Genomic DNA, 23667 nt, shown 5'->3' with positions numbered 1-23667 from the left:
TACAAGAGCTTGATTATCGGCCAAACCAGGTGGCCGTCGGTTTGGCGCGGGGGCAGATGCCGACGGTAGGGGTGGTCGTCTCCGACATCAGCAATCCTTTTTCGTCCGTGTTCATGAAAGGCATTTTTGACGCCTGTGAAGAACGTGGCCAGTCCACGGCATTCGCCATTTCGGACGGCAGCATCAAACGGGAACGCAACATCATCAAGAATTTCAGATCATCCAGTGTCGACAGGCTGATCATTCAGACCTGCGGCGACAACGAAAAGTTCCTTTCGAAGCTGGATCCCCGCAAAACGGTCATCATCGATCGTCCGTTGAAAAAGGACATCTTCTCCACTGTTACCTCGGACAATTACGACAGCACCTTGCAGGCCATCCGTTATCTGCAGAAGCAGGGATGCGAACCCGTCGCTTTCGTCACGCTCGACATCAAATCGGTGACCACCCGTTCCATCCGTTGCGATGCCTATCTGGACGCCATTGAAGGCCACCAGGAGCCGATGGTCGTCTCTTTCGACACCTTGAATGAAGCGGAAGTAAGGCTCACTGATCTTTTCGCTTCCTCAAACCCTCCGAAGGGGATTTTCACCTCAAACGGCGAAGCCTTGAAGATTTTTCTGAAATTCGCCAGGAAGCATCGGTTGGTCATCGGGCGCGACGTCGGGGTGATTTCCTTCGAGGATTGGGATTGGATGGAGTTCCTCAATCCCGCGATTACGGCAGTGCGCCAGGACTCGTACACCATGGGCTATGTCTCTGCCAAAACGTTGCTCGAAGGCGGAACGCCACTCGGAGCCAAGCCCGAAACCAAGATTATCGAATCGAGACTGGTGGTCAGGGATTCAAGCGAGCTTAGTTAGTTTCTTGTCTTGGTTTTTCAATCTTTCGACAGCGCGTGTTTGTCAAGAGTCATGTAATTTTGGGTTTTCGTGATTTTTATTTGTCGTTACCGGGAAGCATGCTTTTCCTGATTCCTCACGAATGCAAAGGAGATTCATTATGGAAAACGGAAATGCATTGGATTACCGCGTCGATCCCAAGGTCCGTGCACGCATCGACAAGGCCATCGCCTACCTCAACGCCCATGCGATGGAGCTCTCCGGGAAAGCCGACGAAACATATTCGCTGGACGGCACAGACGATATCGTCGTGCATCTGCAGAGCTACGATTCCATGGATTACCAGACCATCAGCTACGAAAGCCACCGCGACCACATCGATCTGCACTACTTGCTTTCGGGGCAGGAATATGTGCGTTGGTGGGATACCGGCAGCGTGGAGCCCAACACCGAATACAATGCGGATAACGACATTGTCTTCTACCCGCACCCGGACCATCACAATCGCGTGCTGCTGACCCCGGGCCATTATGTCTTGGTCTATCCCGAGGATATGCATGCACCGCGTGGCATGGTAGGAGACACCGCCGAACCGGTGCACAAGGTCGTCGTCAAGATTTCGGTGCGTTGAGTTTTTCTCTGCTTCAACAGCAAATCGATGCGTCAGTAAATCCCGAAAAACAGCCCTGATGAATATGGCGTGTTTCATTTGACAGCTTTATTTTTTTATTTATAATAAAAATTATTATTTAATTAAAAATGATACCGGTGTCATTAGGAGATACTTAACATGTAAGAAAGAAATAATTAGATTTCTGTACCATATGAGACCGGTGTCATCCTTGCAATGACAGGATTTATCTCAAAAATAAATGGGCTTAACGATGATTCGCTAACGAGTATCAAGGAGAACAACAATGACCGAAAAAATTCTAGTGACGGGGATTGTACCTCGCGAAGGACTCGACAAACTGTTCGATCGTTTTGACGTGACGTATTCCGCTGACAAGCCGTTCACCCGTGACTTCGTTCTGGAGCACGGCCACGAATATGACGGCATGATTCTTATGGCCCAGAAAGGCGACCGTGAACTGCTCGATGCCTGTAACAACCTGAAGGTCATCTCGCTCAACGGTGTCGGCTACGACCACGTCGATGTCGCCTACGCCAAGCAGAAGGGCATCGTGGTTTCCAACAGCCCGCGCGAGGTGCGCATCCCGACGGCCGAGTTCACCATGGCGTTGATTCTTGCCGCAGTGAAGCGCTTGCATTTCTACGACGGCATCGTCCGCCGCGGAGACTGGATCGATCCCTCCGAGCGCAAGTATCAGGGTCGTACCTTGAACGGTTTGACTCTGGGCGTTTTCGGCATGGGCCGTATCGGCAAGACCGTTGCCAAGTATGCGCAGGCTTTCGGCATGAAGGTCATCTACAACAACGATTGCCCTCTTGGCGAGGATTTCGACCGCGAAAACAATTGTGAATATGTTTCTTTCGACGACTTGTTGAAACGTTCCGATGTGGTGACCATCCACGCTCCTGAACTGCCGAGCACCCATGGGCTCTTCGACGCCGAGGCCTTCGCCAGGATGAAGAACGATGCCTATCTGATCAACGCTGCACGCGGTCCGATCGTGCAGGAGCAAGCGCTCGTCGATGCACTGGAATCCGGTCAGATTGCCGGTGCTGGGCTCGACGTCTTTGAGTTCGAGCCCAAGGTTTCTGAGAAGCTGCGCTCGTTGCCCAACGTCATGCTTTCGCCTCATGCGGGTACCGGCACCATCGAGGCCCGTATCGGGCTGGCCGCAGAAGCCACCGACAACCTGATCAGCTTCTTTGATGGTAAGCCGATCAACGTCGTCAACAAGTAAGTTCTGCTAGGCAAAAGGAGAAGTCATGCGATTTTCCAAGGTTTTCAAAGACGAGCTCGATCATGGCTACGCAATCTTGCGGATGAACGAACTCGGACGCGATTTTGCGCTTATCGCTTCCGAGGAAAATCGCCCCTGTTATGCCTACGACCTCGATGATAATTATCGTCGTATCACGGTCTGGCCGGATGTCGGCGGCACGATGACCATGGTCCAGCTGCCGGGGACGCTTGATTTCCTGGCCACCCAGCGTTTCTATCCTGGGTTCAACTCCAAGACCTGCCGCATCGTGCACGCGCATTTCAACGGCAGAGACTGGGACGTCAAACCGATAGCAGAGACGCCTTATATCCACCGTTTCGACATCATCAAACACGACGGCGGCTACTGGTACATCGGCTGTTCCATCGCCAATTCCAAGAAATTCACCGACGACTGGTCCGATCCGGGCAAGGTTTTCGTAGGTGCCTACGACCCAGTGGCTGACTGTCTTAAAGATGTTCGGGAACTTGATATCCGTATCACCAAGAACCACGGATATCGTCGTGAAACCCCTACGACCTCGCTGGTCACTGGTCATGAAGGCATCTTCCGCCTGCATTATCCACAAAATGGCGAGGATTGGCGCATCGAGCGACTGGCCGAAGAAGAGACCAGCGACATCGCCATGATCGACATCGATGGCGACGGCCATCAGGAATACTTGGCCATCCAAGGCTTCCACGGCGACCATTTAAGACTTTATGACGACCGGTTCCAGACGCTGGATGCCACCGAAGGCGGTTCGCCGTTCGGTCATGCCATCGACAGCGAGATGCTCTTCGGCAAACCTTATTTCCTCTTTGGCTACCGTGGGGGAGACCAGGAGCTCATGACCATTACGGCCCCAGAGCGCAAAATGCACAAAACCGTCATCGAATCCGGAGTCGGCCCCAGCAATGTCACGATCTTTCGCAAGGACGGCGAAGATTATCTGTTGAGCGCCAATCGCGAGAGCAATTCCATAGCCATTTACCGCATAACCGATGAGGAGAAGTAAGATGGCCGGACATTATTTCCTTATTCTTGACAATGGCGGCACCAATACTCGCGCGCTGCTCTTCGACGAAGAAGGAGCGCAGATCGGGGTTTCCGTTTTCAATACACCTTGGATTCAAGACAGGGCCGAAATGCGTGAGATAGACCTGAAAGGGATGCGCGATTCACTGTTCGCCGCAATCCGGCAGGTGCTCTCGCAAACGGGAATCTTACCCAAAGACATCGCTTGCATCACCTGTGTGGGGCACGGCAAAGGGCTCTATCTTCTCGGCAAAAACAGAGAGATTTTCTGCAACGGCATCTTGTCAACCGATGAACGGGCCAACGACCTGGCGAAGAGCTTCGAGACCAGGATCGAAGAGATCTACCCGATCAGCCATCAGCACGTCATGGCCAGCCAGGCTCCGGTGCTGCTGCGCTGGATCAAGGACCACGAGCCAGAGCGTTACGACGGCATCGGCAACGTGTTTTCGGCGAAGGATTTCGTGCGTTACCTACTGACCGGCGGCATCCATCAGGAGATAGGAGATGCTTCGGGCAACAATCTCATCAATCTCAAGACCCGAAACTATGACGACAGGCTCCTTGCCTTCTTTGGCGTATCCGAGGCCAGGCAATGGCTGCCGGGCCTGGTCGAATCGGCGGATATCGTAGATAAAGTAGATGCTCAAGCTTCTTATGAGACCGGTCTCATTGAAGGAACTCCGGTCACCGGCGGTCTTTTTGACATTGATGCGGGCACGCTGGGCTCGGGAACCTTGAATCACAATCATTATTCCGTGATTGCCGGCACGTGGAGTATCAACACCTATCTTTGCAAAGAACCGACCCCTCGCATGCTCGGCATCATGAACTCCCTATTCCTCAAAGACAGGGTGCTGGTCGAAGCCTCAAGCCCCACTTCGTCGGGCAACCTGAGCCGGATTCTGCGGTTGCTTTCGCCTACCGGAAAGGAGAGCGACGAGGATTACCGCCGGTTGGAGGCGAACCTTCAGCAGGAGGACGCCGATTTCACGCAGGTCCTCTACACTCCCTTCCTCTATGGCAGCAACAGCGACCCCGATGCCATGGCCTCCTTCGTGGGTCTGGGAAGCACGACCACACGCATGCAGCTGGTCCGCGCGGTTTACGAGGGCGTTGTTTTTGCGCATCGTCAGCATATTGACCAGTTGCTGCGCAGCGATACCACCCGTCCGCAATCCCTGCGGATCTGCGGGGGAGCGGCCAACTCGCCTTCCTGGATGCAGATGTTCGCCGATATCATCGGCATTCCAGTTCAAACCATCAAAGGCCATGAAATCACTGGCCTTGGCGGTGCAGTGCTTTCGGCCTATGCCACAGGTGGCTATTCCGACTTGCGGCAGGCCGCAGACCATATGATTCACGTCGACTCGAACTTCGAGCCTGACGGGGCGCAACATCGCAAATACGACGAGAAATATCAGCGTTATCAGATTTTGCTGGATGCCTTGGACGGTGTCTGGTCGAAATTACATGCAACCCGGAAGGAAGGAACACGATGAATTCACTGGGTATATACGAAAAGGCGTTGTCTGCCGTCGAGTCCTGGCACAAGACCCTGCAGCTGGTGCATGACCTCGGTTTCAATTTCATCGAGTTTTCGGTGGACGAAAGCGACGAACGTCTGGCCCGTCTGGACTGGACGCGTGAGCAGCGTGAAGACCTGCGCAACGCGGCTTGGGACACGGGTGTGCGCATCCACACGTTGATGCTGAGCGGCCACCGCCGTTTCCCCATGGGTTCGGCCGATCCCAAAGTGCGCGAGCACAGCCTTGAAATGCTTTACAAGGCGATCGATCTCGCCTACGACCTTGGCATCCGAAATATTCAGATGGCAGGATATGACGTGTATTACGAGCCGAAAACGCTCGAATCGCGAGAATGGTTCGTCGAAAACCTCAAGAAAGGTGTCGAATACGCGGCGACACGTCAGGTCATGCTCGACATCGAAACGATGGACGACCCCTTCCTGAACTCGTTGCAGAAGATCATCTATCTGAAGACCCAGATTCACAGCCCGTGGCTGCAGGCCTATCCCGACCTCGGCAACCTTTCCGGCTGGCCGGAAAACGATGTCGGCAAGGAGCTGGAGATGGGTATCGACAACATCGTTTCCGTCCATCTGAAAGACAGCAAACCGGTAAGTGCCACCGGCAAGGGCCAGTTCCGCGATGTTCCGTTCGGCGATGGCTCTGTCGATTTCGAAGGATGCCTGCGCACCTTGCATCGTTTGGGCTACACCGGAGCGATGACCATCGAAATGTGGACCAGCAAGGCTCCCGATCCCATTGCCGAGGTCAAAAAGGCCAAAAGCTTCTTTGACGACATCTTCCGCAAGGTCGGCATCGAGCAGGAACCGGTCGACTGACTTTTATGAGAAATCCCGGACGGTTGCGTCTGGGAGGCCATGATGAGAAAGAAGAATCCTATGACAAAGCTTGATGATGAAGGGCTTGTTTCAGGGGTTGGAGCTCGACCGTCCAAGATCTAGAATGACTCCAACCCTGAGCTAGAGGGCAATGACGGGCCTCGCACCACCATTCAGAAACGGTGTGAAGGCACGAGTATTTCCCACGGGCGGCAAAACAAACCAAAAGCAATCGATGAAGTAGTCATGATTGCATAGTTGAAGGCGATGAAGCCAACTCCTTCAATACCGAACAATGGTGCAGTGTTTGCACCGAAATGTTTCAAGGAATTCGTCGTACAAATGTCCCTTTTGGGCGTGAACTGTACCTTGAAAGAAAGTGTGAGCGGAAATGCTCCAAACCGTAAATCAAATCTTCCAGACCTTCGGGGCCAGCGTCGTCGTCCCGATCATGATCTTCATCGTCGCGCTGTGTCTGCGGGTGAAACCCAAAACCGCAATGATGAGTGCTTTCTATGCCGGCGTTGGGCTCACAGGCTTCACCTGGATCATCCAGGCTTTCACACCTGTGGTGACCAAGGTCATCAAGCAGATGGTCAACAATACCGGCATCAAGCTGCCGGTGGTCGATATCGGCTGGCAGGCCGGTTCGTTGGCCTCCTTCGGTTCCCCGGTGGGTCTGACGTTCTTCGTGTTCGGCCTGATCGTCGAGCTGTTGCTCTTCGCGCTTGGAGCCACCAAGATTTTCATGGCTTCCAATCTGTGGAACAACTTCGGCTTCATGATTTGGGGCACGTTGTGCTACTACGTCACCCATAACTTCGCCCTTTCGCTGGGTCTCTCCTTCTTCATGCTCTTGTACGCACTGCTGCTGGCCGAAGTCCAAGCTGACCGCTGGTCCGATTACTACGGTGTGAAGAACGCGTCGGTCGCCTCCCTGCACAACATTGAGCAGGTGGTTCCGGCCATTCTTCTCGACCCGTTGTGGAACCTCCTCGGCTTCAACAAGGTCAAGATGACCCCGCAATACTTCAAAAAGAAGCTCGGCGTCTTCGGCGAGCCGACCACACTCGGCATCATCCTGGGCCTGATCATCGGCCTGATTGCCAACATTACGAATTTGGCGAGCCTGAAGGCTTGGGGGCAAATTCTGTCCTTCGCCATCGAACTTTCCGCCGTAATGACCATCTTCCCGCTGGTCACCAACGTCTTCTCCAAGGCCTTCACCCCGTTGGCTGAGGAAATCGACGAGAACCGCAAGAAGAAGGCCAGTGCGGAAGACGATGCTCCCGTCGATGAAATCGACGACAAGAAGCGTTGGTTCCTCGGCGTGGACGACGGTGTCGGCTACGGCGAGCCCGCGACCATCATTTCCGGCGTCATCCTCATCCCGATTATGGTGGTCATCGCCTTCCTGCTCCCCGGCAACAAGACCCTGCCCATCGTCGATCTCATCTCCCTGCCGTTCATGGTCGAGTCCATCGTGGCCATCACCCGTGGCAACATCCTGAAGGTCATCGCCAACGGCGTCGTCTGGTTCAGCCTTGGCCTTTACGCCTCCAGCTGGCTCGGCGACATCTACACCGGAGCGGTTTCGCAGTACGGCGCGGCCATCCCGGCAGGTGTGGTGCTGATCACCAGCTTCAACCTCATGGCACGCCCGTTGAACGCCCTCATCTTCGCGGCCTTCATCTCGAAGAACCCGTTCATCATCGGCGGCTGCGTGGTTGTGTATCTGGTTTTGCTGTTCCTGCTTCGCAAGTATCGTTCTCAGATTTGGCGTTACCTGCGCAAGATGTCCGACAAGAATGCCGGATATGCGGGCAGCGATGAAAAGATAACGTACTGATAATAAATAACAAAGGAGTAATATCATGAAAAAAATTGACGGACATATGCATCTGGTTCGTTCGGTCTCCGGCTACAACGGCAAAGGCCGCATGACTCCGCTGGGCGGTGGCAAGGCCGTCTGGGACAACGGCATGCCCCTCAAGCTCATTCCCGACGGCTGGGGCGACGACGACTTCCTCGCCGAGTCGGCGCTGAAAGTTATGGATGAAAACGGTATCAACAAGGCTGTGCTCCTCCAGGGCAGCCTCTACGCCTTCCAGAACTACTACACCTATCAGACGGTCAAGAAGTACCCGGATCGTTTCATCGGCGCCTTCTCGTTCGACCCGTTCAGCGACGAGGCGATGACCTCGGTCAAGCGCCATATCGACGACCTCGGCTTCCGTGCGGTCAAGCTTGAGATCAGCCAGGGAGGTGGCCTGATGGGCTACCACCATGCGTTCCGTCTCGACAATGACCCAAGGCTTGGTCTCTTCTTCCACTACATCTCGGATTACCCCGGCTTCGTGGTGACCGTGGACTATGGTGACTACACGCAGTTGAGCCATCAGCCCGAAGCCATCGCCAACCTTGCGCAGCGTTACCCGCAGCTTGACTTTGTGGTCTGCCACCTGTCCTTCCCGAACGCTGACCATCTCAATCGCTTGGAATGCGAGTTGCGTCAGTGGGAGCCGTACCCGAACATCTCCGTCGAGCTTTCCGCGATCGAGGATATCGAGGGCGAGACCGAGTTCCCGTTCCCGCGCTCCCAGAAGGACACCGCTCTGGCCAAGAAGGTGCTTGGCGCCAAGCGCATCTTCTGGGGCACTGATTCGCCGTGGTCCTCGACCTTCAACTCGTACCACAACTTGGCTACCTGGCTCGAGGCTACGGATATCTTCACCGAGTCCGAGCTTGAGGATGTGTTCTACAACAATCCGGAACGTATCTACTTCAAGCCGGAAAACGTCAAGGCTGCGGCCGAAGCTGTCGATCCGGTCACCGGAGAGTGAGCCGTATGATGTGATGATAGGGTTGCGCGGGCTTGGTTAAGCCCGTGAGCGTTGAGTTCGGGCTCCTAGGTACCGCGCAACCCAGTCGAATTTTTCCAAGTTTTGTTTTTCCAAGTTTTGGCCCCGTTGGCATTCATAGCTGGCGGGGCCAAAGTGTTATCCGGTTCATCCATGTCAGAGATTGATACAGATTATGATTGCATGAGGTTTTTCGATTCGGTGGCTTGGATAGAATAATCTGTGGGCTTGCAAGGAGAGGGATATTGATGGAAAACGGTGAGATGAAGACCAACGAGGCGCAGGCGCACAAGGGACGGCTGATTGTGCTGACCGGGCCTACGGCCGTCGGCAAGGGAACCGTCGAGGCGAAGCTGCTCGCCAAGCATCCAGAAGTCTGGGTTTCCGTTTCCGCCACCACGCGTGATCCGCGGCCGGGGGAGGTCAACGGGAAGAACTACTGGTTCATGAGCGAAGACGAGTTCGTCGCGCGTGAGAGGCGGAACTGGTTTTTGGAGACCGCCGTCGTGCACGGCATGGCCCATTATGGCACGCCGTTGCAGCCGGTGCTCGATCATTTGGCCAGGAACATCCCCACGATTCTTGAAATCGATTTGCAGGGTGCCCGCCGTGTGAAGCAGCGCGCTGCCGAGTTAAACCTTGAAATTGTCTCAGTTTTCATCGCGCCACCAAGCTATGACGAACTGGTGAAGCGCTTGATTGGCCGAGGTACCGAGAACGAGGAACAGCGCAAGAAGCGTCTTGAGACCGCCAAGGTCGAGCTGGCCGCCGAGCCCGAATTCGACGTCAGGATTGTCAACGACACCGTTGATCGCGCCGCCGACGAACTCTGGGATGTCATCGCCAAGGAATACGGGATCGCTGAGTGAAAAAGTAACGTTGGAAGATGTTTTTGCGAGGCTAATGGATTTCGGTATTCAATGCCGTATGCAATTCATCTCCTATGCAAATCTTTTGATTTCGAATAGCTAATATCTCAATTTTTTATTTGTCTTTATCGATATCGTGGTTATAATAGACAGTAATTATTGAGTGAAATCGGAGTTTTATATTGCTTTTCTGAACATGACGGTGAACAAGCGCATCGAGGCGCATTGCAGTCATTGTTCATATTTTCGTTTGGATGAAGAAATCTAAGAGAATCTAACCGTCACGTTGCGGCAGTGCGCCATATGGCAGCGATATTCGTGTCGAGGGTCCTTGCGGACCAGAAAATATCGCTGAGTTCATTTCTTTAAAAGGGGCAATGTCCATGAATAATCCACAAGTTTTGACGTTATCGCATATCACTTTTTCATATCCGGAAAGCATCGAACCTATTATCGAGGATGTCTCATTGACCCTGTCGCCGGGCTGGACGGTTTTGCTGGGTGACAACGGCATCGGCAAAACGACATTGGCGAGGCTTGCGATTGGGGGCTTGCAACCGCAAAGTGGCCATGTCTCGCCTGCCCCGTCCACAATGGTGTCTGCGTTCTGTCGGCAGGACGCGAAACTGCCGCCAGACAATCTGGACGATTTCGCCGCCGATTGGTCAGCTGAAACCTTGCACATAAGGAAATTGCTGGGTATCGGCGATGATTGGCCTTATCGTTACGACACACTTTCGGGAGGGGAGGCGAAACGTGTTCAGGTCGCCTGTGCGCTCGCGGTGCATCCAGACGTTCTGGTGCTTGATGAGCCGACGAATTATGTGGATGTCCCTACACGCGATGCCATCTGTTCGGCACTTGATACTTTTTCCAAAATCGGCATTCTTGTCTCTCACGATGTGGAGTTCATAGATCGGGTTGCCGCGCGTTGCGCATACTTCGAAAGGATTCATCGTAATGGACGCAATTTCACTCAGATTAAATTGAGACCCGGTAATTTCAGTGACTCGCAATCGCAGCTCAGGAAGGATGACGAGAGCGAAAAGCGTAGGCTTCGTGAGGCGACGATACAGGTGAACAGACTCACTGCTGTCAAACATGATCGTGACCATGAAGTTGCAAAGGTGGAAGCGAAAAAACATGGCGGCAGAAAAATCGACCCGAAAGATCATGATGCTCGCAATACTTTGAAAATGCGGAACATGATGGGGCGTGACGCATCCTCCTCGGCAGCTAGTGCGCAGATTGGCGCGAGGATCGGATTCGCCCGGAAACGCGAGCAGGGGATTGCGGTTGGCGCGAAACGCTATGACGGTCGGCTGGATTTGATAGCAGACATCAGACCAAGTCATCACGATGAGTTGGTGGGGTTTGGCCCCGGCGTCATCGAATACGGTGGATCCGGATTGTCGGAGAAGAACCTTCCGCCTGATTTCTCGCTTCGACGAGTGTCGATATCCGGTTTTGATACTGACACAAGCGACGGTACATATCGATCTGAAAATGAAGGACGCGAGCCAGTGGATAAAACATCGGAAAATAGTGCCGATAGCCGAGGTGGGAATGCCGTTTTGTCCTCGAATTATCGGGGCATACGTGTCCCGCGTCTCAGTGTCGGTCCTACCGACCATATCGGAGTGACGGGTTCGAACGGAACCGGAAAGTCCACGTTGGTCAATGCACTGTTGCAGGTATTCAGCCAGCAGAATCTGCCGATATTGGTGATACCGCAGGAGACTGGCGTAAACGATCAAGGCGGGGTATTGTCCCGATTTGTTTCGCTGGCCCAAATGCAGCGTTCGAAGGTACTCAGCGACTATGCGCAGCTTAACTCGAATCCGAAGCGGGTATTGGATATCGTCGAGAAGTTCACAGCTCACGAAACCAGTCCATCCGGCAAAGAAACGCAGATTGTCGACACTCGGGATGCCTTGTCTCCCGGCGAGTTGAGGAAACTGCTGCTATGTGTTGGCCTGCTGGATGGCCCTCAGTTGATGGTACTGGACGAGCCGACCAACCATCTTGACCTGCACTCCAAGGAGGCGCTCGCCAACGCGCTTTTGAGCTATGCCGGCGCGCTGATCGTCGTGTCGCACGACATGTGGTTTCTTGAAAAAGTTGCATCGATTCGCTGGAATATCCGATGATTTTTTCAATGCCTTAGTCGAAGCCGATATGTTATCGGATAGTCGCTGATTGTCGAAGTCTGCCGCTGGTTGCGATGTCTGGTGAAATCGTATGCAGAATCGCTTTGTAATCGTTTGCTAAAACGTTAACACACCTTGCAAGACCGCTGAGCTTGTTGATGAGCTCAGCGGTCTCGGGCCGAAACGTGAAGCGGGGAGTCCTGTGGGCTCCCCGTAGGTGAGGTGAACGACTGTTAAGGTAGCGAAGGCTACTTGAGGCCAGAGAGCTGATTTATCAGCTCGGGGTCTCGAGTAGCACCCTTGTCTGCGGAACGGGCGAAAGCGGCGTAGGCCTTGAGGGCCAGCGAAACCTTGCGGTCACGGTGGGCGACATAGCCGTCCCCTGCCTCGAGCTCCTTGCGGCGCTCCTCGAACTGCTCGGGGGTGAGCTCCACATCGATTTTGCGGTTGGGGATATCGATGTCGATCATGTCGCCATCCTTGATGAGCGCAATCGGACCCTTATTGGCCGCCTCGGGGGCGACGTGGCCGATGGCCAGTCCTGACGAACCGCCGGAATAACGGCCGTCGGTGATCAATGCAACATCCTTGCCGATGCCCTTGCCCTTGACGAATGAGGTGGGGTAGAGCATTTCCTGCATGCCCGGTCCGCCCTTCGGTCCTTCGTAGCGAATGACCAGCGCCTCGCCCTTCTTGAGCTTGTCGCCAAGAATGACTTCGACGGCCTGCTCCTGGGACTCGACGATGTGGGCCGGCCCGCGGAACTTCCAGATGTTCTCCGGCACACCCGCGGTCTTGACGACGCAGCCGTCAGGGGCGAGGTTGCCGCGCAGAATCGCGAGGCCGCCTTCCTTCACTGCAGGATGGTCGATGTCGTGGATGGCGCCGTTGACGCGGTCGGTGTCCAGCGTATCGGAGAGCGTTTCGTGCGTGAACGGTTCGGGGGACTTGATATGTCCAGGTGCTGCACGGTAGAGTTCCTTCGCCTTGGCAAGGCAGGTCGGACGCATGATGTCCCAATCGTCGAGCTTGGCTTCCAGCGTCGGATAGTCGACGGAATGCACGTCCTTGTGCAACTTGCCTGCGCGGTCGAGCTCGCCCAAAATGCCGCAGATGCCGCCGGCGCGGTGTACGTCGGAAATCTCCCAGTCGCCGGAGGGGCTGGCCTTGCAGATGCAGGGCACGGTGTGACTGATGCGCTCGATGTCGTCAAGTGTGAAGTTGACGTCAGCGCTCTGGGCGGCGGCGAGGATATGCAGCACGGTGTTGGTCGAACCGCCCATGGCCACGTCCATGGTCATGGCGTTTTCGAAGGCATGCTTGGTGGCGATGGCACGTGGCAGCACGCTCTCGTCATCCTCGTCATAGTAACGGTGTGCGAGGTCGACGATTTTGTGACCGGCGTCGACGAAAAGCTGTTTGCGATAGCCGTGCGAGGCCAGCGTGGTGCCGTTGCCGGGCAAAGCTAGGCCGAGCGCTTCGGTCAGGCAGTTCATCGAGTTGGCGGTGAACATACCGGCGCAGGAACCGCAGGTGGGGCAGACGGTCTTCTCGTAAGAGAGCAGGTCCTCGTCGGAGACGTGGTCGTCTGCGGAAGCGTACATTACGTCGATCAGGTCGGTGGTGTCGGTTTCGCCATTGGACAATGTGGTTTCGCCGGCCTCCATTGGCCCGCCGGAGACGAAAATGGTGGGAATGTTCAAGCGCAATGCGGCCATCAGCATACCCGGGGTGATCTTGTCGCAGTTGGAGATGCAGATCAGTGCGTCGGCGCAGTGCGCGTTGACGGAGTATTCCACGGCGTCGGCGATCAAGTCACGGCTCGGCAGTGAGTAGAGCATTCCGGTGTGGCCCATGGCGATGCCGTCATCGACGGCAATGGTGTTGAATTCGCGGGGGATGCCACCGGCTTCTTCGACGGCTTTCGAGACGAGGCGTCCGACCTTGTTGAGGTGGACATGGCCAGGCACGAACTCGGAGAACGAGTTGGCGATGGCGACGATGGGTTTCTTGCCCAAGTCGTCTCCGGCCACGCCTGCGGCGCGATAGAGTGCTCGGGCACCGGCGAACATGCGGCCGGTCATGATATTATGTGAGCGCATTTGCATGATTCCATATAAGTTCATCTGTCTCATATTTGCCGAATAGCGACCAAATGATGAAATGTATGAATGATTTTTTTAGATGATTTCACTGCGTTGTGTGATTGATAGGCGGTTGGTATGAAAAGCCCATATAAAAAGATTCGACGTGCGGTGTGGATTGTCTTGGCTGCCATATTGGCATTGTGCATAGTGGCGGTTGCCGTCGTCACTGTGAAAGATGTGTGGAGGCAGCATGAAATCAAGGAAGATGAACGCACGATATCCGTTGAACCTGATGTAAGAAAATCGTTGGATTCCTATGTAGCCCTGCTCGAAGCGACATTGGAAAACAATCAGACAGTATTGTCGAATTATTCGCAAAAGGAGCGGGATGTCGCGGCGGATTGCGAAGACATCTATCTTCATTCGGACGGCATGCCGAACATGGACCATGTGAAAATCAACGTGGATGTTCGCTATATGCAACATGAGAACGGCCGTGTTACGCTGGATGTTGACACCAGCACCATGGTTTTGGCGAATAAGCTCAATTGCCTGACCGGCTCGGGATGGAAGAATACCGATTGCGAACTCACTGGTTGGAGCGATGACCACGTGCTGACTTTCATCACACCATCGATGGTGGGTTTGAAAGGGAAAACCAAGGTGCCGTATGTCATCCATGACGACGAGACGTTGTTTTGGCCGGATATGCCTGGTTACAAGCCGTTGAAAGACCTACGCAAGTGGGATAAACGATAAGGCTTGCGTATGCGCGTTGTCTTTGGGATTCCAGTTTCCATATTTATGGTTTCGAGGAAAGATTCTTTTTGATAACCGGTATATTTTGTATTTCTCTTTTCAATGAAAGCAGTGAAATATCATAGGTGTTGAGTATAATCAATCTTTTGAGCAGCTTTATTTTTCTTTAGGGAGCAAACAATATGGCATTTGGCACCGAGCCTACACCGAGCGGTCTTGCCGATCCGACGATCGACGAGTTGATGGAACATTCTGATCACAACAAGTATTCGCTGTCGATTTTCGCTGCGAAACGCGCTCGTCAGATCAATTCCTATTTCACCCAGCTCAACGAAGGTCTTTTGCAGAACGTCGGTCCGTTGGTGGAATACCAGAACAACGAGAAGCCGCTTTCCATCGCCTTCCGTGAGATCAACGAAGGCCTCTTGGAGGAGACTCTCGGCGAGGACGACCTGAGCGAAGGCAGCCTCGACTAGTTTCCGTCCTTGGACATTTTTCTTCAGCCCGATTCCATTTGTGGAGTCGGGCTTTTTCTATGCTCCGGGTATCAATCGGCCGCTGAAATAGAGGCATAAGGGTAGTGTTGCCTTCCGTATGTATACACGTCGGCCGCTATGCGGTTCTGGCATGGAAGAAAGAAGTTCACTGTGTCTACAGAAGTGACAAAAGAGCGTCGCCTGATTTCAGCGGAATCGGTTACCGAAGGGCATCCCGATAAGGTCTGCGATCAGATTTCGGACGCAATCCTTGACGATATGCTTCGTCAGGATCCCCATTCCCACGTGGCCGTGGAAACGTCGGCCGCCATCGGGCAATTCCTTATTTTCGGCGAGGTGACCAGCTCGGGTTATTCCGACATTCAACGCATCGTGCGTAATGTCGTCAAAAACATCGGCTATACTTCCTCCGAAGTCGGCCTTGACGCCGACTCCTGTGGTGTGCTGGTCTCGCTGACCGAACAGAGCGCGGAAATCAACCAGGGCGTCGACCGTCTCAACCCTGAGCAGGAATCTGCGGTTTCGCGCGAGGAACGCTACGAGGCGCAGGGCGCCGGCGACCAGGGCATCATGTTCGGCTACGCCTGCGACGAGACGGACGTGCTGATGCCGCTTCCGATCTATCTTTCGCACCGCCTGGCGTTCCGTCTGGCTCAGGTTCGCAAGGAAGGCATCGTCCCGCATCTTCGTCCGGATGGCAAGACCCAGGTCACCATCGAATACGACGACAACGACCGGCCGATTCGCGTCGATACCGTTCTGATTTCCACGCAGCACGACCCCGAGGTCGGCCATGACTGGCTGATGGAGCAGCTGCAGGAGCACGTCATCAAGCCGGTGCTCGAAGAAGTCTGCGGCACCAAGATCCGTCACGACGATTACCGCGTGCTGATCAATCCGACCGGTTCCTTCATTCTCGGCGGCCCGGCTGCAGATGCAGGTCTTACCGGCCGCAAGATTATCGTCGACACCTACGGCGGTGCTGCCCACCACGGTGGCGGCGCCTTCTCGGGCAAGGACCCGAGCAAGGTCGATCGTTCTGCGGCCTACGCCACGCGCTGGGTGGCCAAGAACATCGTTGCTGCAGGACTCGCACACAAGGTCGAGGTGCAGGTGGCCTACGCCATCGGCGTTGCCGAACCGGTGAGCGTCAACGTCAACACCTTCGGCACCGAAATTGGCGGTGTGACCCGCGAGCAGATCCAGGCTGCGGTGCGCAAGGTCTTCGACCTTCGCCCGGCAGCGATCATCGACGAGCTCGACCTGCTTCGCCCGATTTACTTGAAGACGGCGGCATATGGCCACTTCGGCCGCACCGATCCGGACTTCACATGGGAGGCCACCGACAAGGTCGATGAGCTCAAGGCGGCCATTGCCGAAAGCTGACCCTTTATATATTGGTTTGTCAAAGAGCCGCATCCAAAGATTTTCAGGGGTGCGGTTCTTTTTGTATCTTGCGAGACGAAGGCGGGTTTTTAGAATTTCACAACCAGCAAAACGCTTACGGTGTCGTAAGCGGGCAATAGGCTAAGTATGGTTTTGCATAAGGAAAATGCAATAAAACGCTTATATATGGAGGTTGCGCATGGCCGCTATGACCGTAGCCGATATGGTTTCAATGTTCCTGAAGGACAACGGAAAAATCAACATTACCGCATTCGACGGTTCGTCGTTCGGACCGCAGGACGCACCCCTGCACATCACGGTGAACAACTCGCGCGCTGTGTATTATATGGTCGATCATCCCAATGATCTCGGCTTGGCGCGCGCTTATCTGCAAGGCGACATCGCTTCACCCGAGCTTATTCCGGGCGACCCATATGAGGTGTTCAAAGAGCTCATGGCCCTGAAGCCGGATATGAAGAAGCCGAGCCCCGCCGACTTGGCCCGCATCGTCGCTTCCGTCTATTCGCACGGCATCCGTCATCCCGAAGCCCCGTCGATTGAGGGTCCGAGTCGCTGGAAGCGCCGCACCGAAGGTTTGCTGCCGCACTCCAAGGCCGGCGATGAGGCCACGGTGAGCTATCACTACGACCAGTCCAACGAGTTCTATCGCCTCTTCCTTGGTTCCTCCATGACCTATACCTGTGGCGTGTTCACCTCGCCCGAGGATTCGCTCGAGGACGCCGAATGGCGCAAGCTTGACCTCGTGCTCGATAAGCTCAACCTGAAGCCTGGCGACCGTCTGCTCGACATCGGCTGCGGCTGGGGTTCTATGGAGATTCGCGCCGCACAGCGCGGCATCAAGGTTTTGGGTGTCACCTTGGCCGGCGAACAGGTCAAGTGGGCACAGGAATGGATCAAGCGCGAAGGCCTCGAAGACCTCGCCGAGGTGCGTCAGATGGATTACCGCGACGTGCCCGAAGGCGATTTCGACGGCATCTGCTCGATCGGCATGATGGAGCACGTCGGCTTCAAGCACTATCCTTCCTACTTCAAGGAGATCTTCGACAAGCTCAAGCCCAACGGCCGCCTGCTGAACCACCAGATCACCCGCGTCAACTCTATGACGGGCAAGGCCGCCGGCGAGTTCATCGACCGTTACATCTTCCCCGACGGCCAGCTGGCCTCCCCGGGCGAGATCGAGACCGTGATTCAGGATACTGGCTTCGAGGTCGTCAACCAGGAGAACCTGCGTCAGCATTATGCGCTGACCTTGCATAACTGGAACAAGAACCTCGTGGCTGGCTGGGACCGCGCCGTCGAGCTGATGGGCGAGCCCAAGGCGCGTCTGTGGGGCCTCTACATGGCCGGTTGTGCGTTGAACTTCGAACTCAACAACATTCAGATCCACCAGTTCCTCTGCGTGCGTCCCGACGACGAGAAGATGACCGACACCTACCCGCTGCGTCCTTGGTGGGTCGAGGATTCGACCGTCAAGCCGACCGAAATCTGAATCTGATACGGAATAAAAACGCCACGGTTTGCGCCGTGGCGTTTTTGTATTCTAGGGAGGTTTCCAAAATTTCAAGGTGTCGAAAATTTGTGAGCCACGTTATCATTGAAGCATGAGTGAACCGCAGGCCGAACAACCGGCGCTCGCCGGGCTGGCCCCGCGCAAGCGCCGCAAGACTGTCACCCATACGCCTGCTGCAGAAAACCCGATCGCACAGGTCGTGCTCGACGTGCAGGCCACCCATTTGGGGCAGACGTTCGACTATCTCATCGACGAGAAATTCTCCGAGGCCGCACAACCGGGAGTCATGATACGCGTACGGTTTGGCGGCAGGCGTGTCAACGGCATCATCTGGAACCGTGTCGGGGAAAGCCATACCGCGGCTTCGGCGCTTCGCTATATCGAACGGGTCATGACCCCGGGCGTCTTAGTGTCGGCCTCGATGCGTCGCGATATCTCCGCCATTGCCGAAGCATACGGCGGAACCCCAGCTAATATTTTGCGTCTGGCCGTTCCGCCAAGGGTCGCTAAAGTCGATAAGGAACAGCATCTTGCGATGGCTGGAAAGTGGGTCGGAAGCCGTGGCCGGGTGAAGCTTGACGAAGACCACCTTGAGCATGGTTCACAGCGTTTGCGGGCAAGCTACGACCAGGCCATAGCGTTGCAGGATTCGTTAAGCGGTGGCGGATTCGCCTCGTTCGTCGTTGATGCGTTGCCGGGAGCCAACCGATGGGCCGATGACCTTGCCTATATGGCCTGTCAGTCACTCAAGTCAGGACGGACGGCCGTTCTGGTGCTGCCGACCATGCGCGAAGTCAACGATATAGCCGCCGCGTTGCGTAGGTTCGGGTTGAAGCCCTTCCAACAGACCAAAGCTACCAACGGTGGCTTTGACGGTGATTTCGCGTTGCTGGCAGCGGCTATGGCTCCCTCTGAGCGTTACCGGTCATATCTCGCGGCAGCAAGCGGTCAGGTTCGTTGCGTCATCGGTACCAGAGCCGCGATGTATGCGCCCGTGGAAGGGCCCGGACTCTTTGCCGTTCTTGAGGACGCGGCCTATCAGAACGCAGACGGGATGATGCCATATGCCGCCGCGCGCGGGGTCCTGCGTCTGCGTGCCAAGCTCCGTGGCGGTGCGTTCGTTGCCATGGCCAACGCCCGCAGCGCCACCAGCGAATGGGAAGTCAGCGGGAATTCCGGGAAAAGCACCACGGTTGATGGTAATGCTTTGGAAACCAAAATCGCAGTTGCCCAAAAGGACAATGTTGAAGATACTGATCTTGTTGGTCATTCGGTATTATCTAATGATAAAAAACCCTCAGAACCGATATTAGAAACCGGTGAAACCTATCCGTTGCATGCCTACGAAAATCTGGGACATCAAGAGCTAGAAGAATCAGCGAGGCAGCAAAAGGCACAGGCCGATGATGCGATATTTTCCGTCGAACCGACCTGTCATGTCGAAGTCTGCGAAACGCCTGTGAGTGGGTTCAGCACGCCGGTACATCCGTTGCCGGCCGTAGTCGAGGACGTGTCGCCGTGGGTTCGTTGGCTCAACCGTGACGAACTGGCGCGCTTGGCCGACCCGTCCATCGGCGCCCGCGTGCCGCACACCGCGGTCCGGGCCCTTTCGCAGGCCTTGGAGAACGGTCCGATCCTCTTTTCCATTCCACATGACGGCATCGCCGAAGTATTGAGTTGCGCTCGTTGCCATCGCCAGGCGCGTTGCCCTCGTTGCACCGGCCCGCTGCAACAAGTTCGCGGAGGAGCGCCGCGCTGCCGCTGGTGCGGGGCTCCGGTCAGCGATTGGACTTGCCCGCATTGCCATGGCAAGCGCATGAACGTGGTGCGTGTGGGTGCCGCGGGCACGGCCGCACAGCTGCAGCATCTGTTCCGCGATATCCCCATGGTGCTTTCCAGTCCGAGCCAATCCAACGGCATTGTCGAATGGGTGCCGGATCGTCCGCTGATCGTCATCGCCACGCCGGAAGCCGAACCCCGCGTGAGGAAAGAGGACGGCAGTACCGGCCATTATCAGGCCGTGGCCATCCTTGACGCATGGACCAGCCTATACGCTCCCGGTGTCGATGCCAGAATCGACGCGCTTACCGCATGGATGCGGGCCGCCTCGATGTGTGCCTGCCGTAAAGTTGGCGGGCAAGTCCTCCTGATTGGCGAAACTGACCCGTTAATCGCCGAATCGCTGATTCAATGGGATTCTCGCATCCTCGCCGCCAGAGAACTTGACGAACGTGCCGAAACCGGGTTGTCTCCGGTTTTTGCAGTGGCTTGCGTCTGGGGGCGCAGAAAAGCGGTGATGGAAACGCTGCATAACATTGGCGTGCTGACCGGAGACTGGAGCCAGGTAAGCTGCGAGATCGGAGACCTTCCGTCGGTTCTCGGCCCTGTCCCCATCGCCCAGCCGAAAACGGTGGATGCCCGAGAACTGGAAGCGACCCAGGATCGCGTTAAAGCCGTGGTGCGCGTCCCGCAACCGCTGCGTGCAGAGTTGGCCAAACGCCTGCATACCGAGGTGGCCCGGCATGTGGCCACACGTACCCCCGGCGAGTTGCGGTTCCAGCTTGACCCCAAGGATTTTATTTAGCCGTCGGCAACTACATCTGTGGGTTTCGTCGTTGTGCCATGAAACCATGGAAACAGCGACGAAGATAAGTGTTTTCTTGCAAGGAGGAGCCATGAAAGGCTGGCCGGGCGAACCGGAAATGGATTACAACGTGATTAAGTCGGAGGACGCGGCGAAAGGTTCCGTGAGCAAGCCTATCGAAAACGTGATTTTCGATTTCGGCAATGTGCTCGTTGGTTGGGATCCTCAGGCTGCCATGCTGCCGCGGTACTCGAAGGAACTGACCGACAAATTCCTTGATAACGATGTTTCGGGCTTCTACGATGCCAGCGATGCCATGGATATCGGCGGAACGGCGGCGCAGGCCGTGGCTTGGGTTCGCGGGAAGAATGGTGAACCATGGGCAACGATGGCGGATTATTATTACCGTAATTTCGTGGATTCACTGATTGGCCCGGTGGAGGGCATGCGTGTGCTGGTCAACGATCTGAAGGCCGCAGGCATCGGCGTTTGGGGACTGTCGAATTGGGCGACGGAATTGTTCCCGCCGGCAAAGGAAATGTATCCGATCCTAAGCGATCTGGACGATGCTGTGGTCTCCGGTTATGTCAAGCTGCGCAAGCCGCATCGCGATATCTTCGAATTTTCGTTGAAACGCTTCGGTATCCCGGCCGATACCGCCTTGTTCGTCGATGACAAAGCGATGAACATCGTTGGCGCGAACTCTGCGGGCATACGTGGGGTGCGATTCAATGATTCATACAAGTTGAGGGAAATACTCAGGCAATCCGGTATCGATATCCCCGGGATTCAGCACTGAAAGGAACTTCCATGTTGAAAGTGTTGTTTGCCGGAACGCCGGATGTAGCGGTTCCGGCGTTGCGCCAGTTGGCTCAAGACGAGGAGCATTTCCAGGTTGTAGCCGTGCTCACCAGGCCTGATGCACCTCAAGGCCGGGGACGCAAGCTGATGCCCAGCCCGGTCAAAGAGGCCGCGCTTGAGTTGGATATTCCCGTGCTGGAATGCGACCCGAAGGAGCCGACCTTCATCGCCGAGCTCAAAGCCACGGGTGCGCAGGCCGGGGCAGTCGTCGCCTATGGAAAGATTCTGAAGGAAGACGTGCTTGGCGCACTGCCAATGGGCTGGTACAACCTGCATTTCTCGTTGTTGCCGCAATGGCGTGGTGCGGCACCGGTGCAGCGTTCCGTCTGGAGTGGCGATACCGTCACCGGTGCCACCGTTTTCAGGCTCACCAAGGGCATGGATACCGGCCCGATCCTGGCACAGTCGACCTGTGAGATCGGTGCGCACGACACCTCCGGCGATATACTTGCCCGCCTCGCAGAAGATGGTTCGCATCTGTTGGCTTCTGCGTTGACTGCCATGGCCGAAGGGCGGATCGTCCTTCAGGAGCAACCACAGGGTGCCTATGAAGTGGCCAGGAAAATCAGTCATGAGGATGCACGTATCCGCTTCGATGTCCCTGTTTTCGCCACCGACCGACAGATTCGCGCCTGCACTCCTGAGCCCGGTGCTTGGTGCATGTTGCATCCGCAGGGTGCGGTCAATAGTGCCAATGGGTCTGAACGGAGCGATAAAACCAAGGTTTCTCCGAACGCTGAACGTGATATGGGCAATGCCGAGCCCTTCCATGTATTGAAGGCGCGTCCAGCCGATGGCAACGATCCACAGGTTCCCACCGACCTCAAGCCGGGTATGTTGTCAACAAGCAAAAAGCACGTCTGGATTGGCACCGCAACTGACCCGCTCGAGCTTGAAGAAGTCAAGGCTCAGGGCAAGAAGGCCATGCGAGCCGCTGATTGGGCCCGCGGCGCACGTCTGTCCGCGGATGCATACGTTGACTGAAGCTGAGGGCTCGATGCGGTTTACTTAATACCGCTAGACTGGCAGAGTAAAGTCAAGATGGCACACTTTAGGTGTGAAATGCACAAGGGAGGCATGTTATGAGGAAGCTGAACATTGCAGGACAGGAAGTCCCGGCAGTCGGCATCGGTACGTGGCATATGGGCAACGACCCGCAAAACCATGATGAGGAGGTCGCTGCGATTCGAGCCGGCATCGAAGCCGGTGCCCGGGCGGTCGATACCGCCGAGGTCTACGGCGACGGCAAGTCCGAAACGTTGGTGGGCGAAGCGCTCAAGCCGTTCAGTCGTGACGATATCTTCCTTATCTCCAAGGTAAAGCCGGACAATGCCTCCAAGGCGGTGATGGAAGAGCATCTCGACGCCAGCCTCAAACGGCTTCAGACCGATCATCTTGATCTGTATCTCTATCATTGGCGTGGCGGATCGATTCCGCTCGAAGAAACCGTTGCCGAGCTTGACAGGCTGCGGGAAACGGGCAAAATTGCCGCTTGGGGCGTTTCAAATTTCGACATTCCTGATATGCAGGAACTGGTGGCGCTTCCTGCCGGTGGCAACGTCGCTGCGAACGAAGATCTTTATAACATTGAATCTCGTGGTATTGAATACGATCTGCTGCCGTGGCAGCGCGAACGTCATATCCCCCTGATTGCCTACAGTCCCGTCGGTGGGCTTTCCAACAATCTCAAGACCAGCATGCTGACCGATTCCACGGTTCGTGAAGTAGCCGCGCGGCATGGCGTCACGACCTATGAACTGCTGGTCGCATGGACCGTGCGCGACGGCAACACCCTGTCCATCCCGCAGACCTCCAATCCCGAACACATGCGTGCCAATATCGCCGCAGCCGGAATCGAACTGACCCAGGAGGATCTGGCAGAACTCGACAAGCGTTACCCCGCGCCGACCCATCATATTCCGCTGGATATGGATTGATCCCA

At 55.5% G+C, this 23667-nt stretch carries 19 protein-coding genes; 18 read left to right on the top strand and 1 reads right to left on the bottom strand.

All coding sequences use genetic code 11. From position 1 onward, the window contains the following. The first annotated feature begins 56 nt into the window (after nt 1-56). From PT279_RS05415 to PT279_RS05370, 10 genes are all read left to right on the top strand, one after another. The gene (locus tag PT279_RS05415) at nt 57-863 is read left to right on the top strand and encodes a substrate-binding domain-containing protein (protein WP_277166359.1); all 807 of its coding nucleotides are present in this window, start codon (nt 57-59) and stop codon (nt 861-863) included. 139 nt (nt 864-1002) lie between these two features. After that, nucleotides 1003-1473 (top strand): YhcH/YjgK/YiaL family protein, encoded by a 471-nt coding sequence (locus PT279_RS05410; RefSeq protein WP_277166357.1) that lies wholly within the window; start codon nt 1003-1005, stop codon nt 1471-1473. A 286-nt stretch (nt 1474-1759) separates the two neighbouring features. Continuing rightward, nucleotides 1760-2713: an NAD(P)-dependent oxidoreductase gene (locus PT279_RS05405; protein ID WP_277166354.1), complete on the top strand. Its 954-nt coding sequence runs from the start codon at nt 1760-1762 to the stop codon at nt 2711-2713. Nucleotides 2714-2738: 25 nt separating this feature from the next. After that, nucleotides 2739-3752 (top strand): hypothetical protein, encoded by a 1014-nt coding sequence (locus PT279_RS05400; protein WP_277166352.1) that lies wholly within the window; start codon nt 2739-2741, stop codon nt 3750-3752. A 1-nt stretch (nt 3753) separates the two neighbouring features. Next, on the top strand, nt 3754-5274 hold the full coding sequence (locus PT279_RS05395; protein ID WP_277166351.1) for an FGGY-family carbohydrate kinase: 1521 nt from the start codon (nt 3754-3756) through the stop codon (nt 5272-5274). Continuing rightward, entirely contained in the window at nt 5271-6140 is an 870-nt protein-coding gene (locus PT279_RS05390) for an L-ribulose-5-phosphate 3-epimerase (RefSeq protein ID WP_277166349.1), read from the top strand. Before PT279_RS05395 ends, PT279_RS05390 begins: the two co-directional genes overlap by 4 nt. 391 nt (nt 6141-6531) lie before the next feature. Continuing rightward, nucleotides 6532-7989 carry a PTS transporter subunit IIC gene (locus PT279_RS05385; protein WP_277166347.1) on the top strand — a complete coding sequence of 486 codons (1458 nt, stop codon included), beginning with the start codon at nt 6532-6534 and terminating at the stop codon, nt 7987-7989. A 25-nt stretch (nt 7990-8014) separates the two neighbouring features. Then, entirely contained in the window at nt 8015-8983 is a 969-nt protein-coding gene (locus PT279_RS05380; RefSeq protein WP_277166345.1) for an amidohydrolase family protein, read from the top strand. Between the two features lie 266 nt (nt 8984-9249). Next, nucleotides 9250-9870, top strand: a complete 621-nt coding sequence (gene gmk / locus PT279_RS05375; protein ID WP_277166602.1) for a guanylate kinase — start codon at nt 9250-9252, stop codon at nt 9868-9870. Between the two features lie 383 nt (nt 9871-10253). Beyond that, a complete protein-coding gene (locus PT279_RS05370) occupies nt 10254-12020 on the top strand; it encodes an ATP-binding cassette domain-containing protein (RefSeq protein ID WP_277166343.1) in 1767 nt (588 codons plus the stop codon). A 248-nt stretch (nt 12021-12268) separates the two neighbouring features. Here the strand turns inward: PT279_RS05370 and ilvD are convergent, their stop codons facing one another. Beyond that, nucleotides 12269-14131: a dihydroxy-acid dehydratase gene (ilvD, locus tag PT279_RS05365; RefSeq protein ID WP_277166601.1), complete on the bottom strand. Its 1863-nt coding sequence runs from the start codon at nt 14129-14131 to the stop codon at nt 12269-12271. 111 nt (nt 14132-14242) lie between these two features. On the opposite strand from ilvD, the gene PT279_RS05360 reads away from it, so the two are divergent. From PT279_RS05360 to PT279_RS05325, 8 genes are all read left to right on the top strand, one after another. Continuing rightward, nucleotides 14243-14866: a hypothetical protein gene (locus PT279_RS05360; protein WP_277166341.1), complete on the top strand. Its 624-nt coding sequence runs from the start codon at nt 14243-14245 to the stop codon at nt 14864-14866. Between the two features lie 182 nt (nt 14867-15048). Continuing rightward, a complete protein-coding gene (gene rpoZ, locus PT279_RS05355) occupies nt 15049-15342 on the top strand; it encodes a DNA-directed RNA polymerase subunit omega (RefSeq protein ID WP_277166339.1) in 294 nt (97 codons plus the stop codon). Between the two features lie 183 nt (nt 15343-15525). Continuing rightward, the gene (gene metK, locus PT279_RS05350) at nt 15526-16749 is read left to right on the top strand and encodes a methionine adenosyltransferase (protein WP_277166600.1); all 1224 of its coding nucleotides are present in this window, start codon (nt 15526-15528) and stop codon (nt 16747-16749) included. Nucleotides 16750-16948: 199 nt separating this feature from the next. Then, on the top strand, nt 16949-18259 hold the full coding sequence (locus PT279_RS05345) for a class I SAM-dependent methyltransferase (protein ID WP_277166337.1): 1311 nt from the start codon (nt 16949-16951) through the stop codon (nt 18257-18259). A 112-nt stretch (nt 18260-18371) separates the two neighbouring features. Next, nucleotides 18372-20864 (top strand): primosomal protein N', encoded by a 2493-nt coding sequence (locus tag PT279_RS05340; RefSeq protein ID WP_277166335.1) that lies wholly within the window; start codon nt 18372-18374, stop codon nt 20862-20864. Between the two features lie 91 nt (nt 20865-20955). Further along, entirely contained in the window at nt 20956-21663 is a 708-nt protein-coding gene (locus PT279_RS05335; RefSeq protein WP_277166333.1) for an HAD family phosphatase, read from the top strand. An 11-nt stretch (nt 21664-21674) separates the two neighbouring features. Beyond that, nucleotides 21675-22709: a methionyl-tRNA formyltransferase gene (gene fmt, locus PT279_RS05330; RefSeq protein WP_277166331.1), complete on the top strand. Its 1035-nt coding sequence runs from the start codon at nt 21675-21677 to the stop codon at nt 22707-22709. Nucleotides 22710-22807: 98 nt separating this feature from the next. After that, the gene (locus PT279_RS05325; protein WP_277166329.1) at nt 22808-23662 is read left to right on the top strand and encodes an aldo/keto reductase; all 855 of its coding nucleotides are present in this window, start codon (nt 22808-22810) and stop codon (nt 23660-23662) included. Nucleotides 23663-23667: the final 5 nt, after the last annotated feature.

Source organism: Bifidobacterium sp. ESL0784, from assembly GCF_029433295.1.
Taxonomy (GTDB): Bacteria; Actinomycetota; Actinomycetes; order Actinomycetales; family Bifidobacteriaceae; genus Bifidobacterium.
The sequence above is the reverse complement of the archived record's forward strand: the minus strand, read 5'-3'. Positions and strand labels throughout refer to the sequence as shown.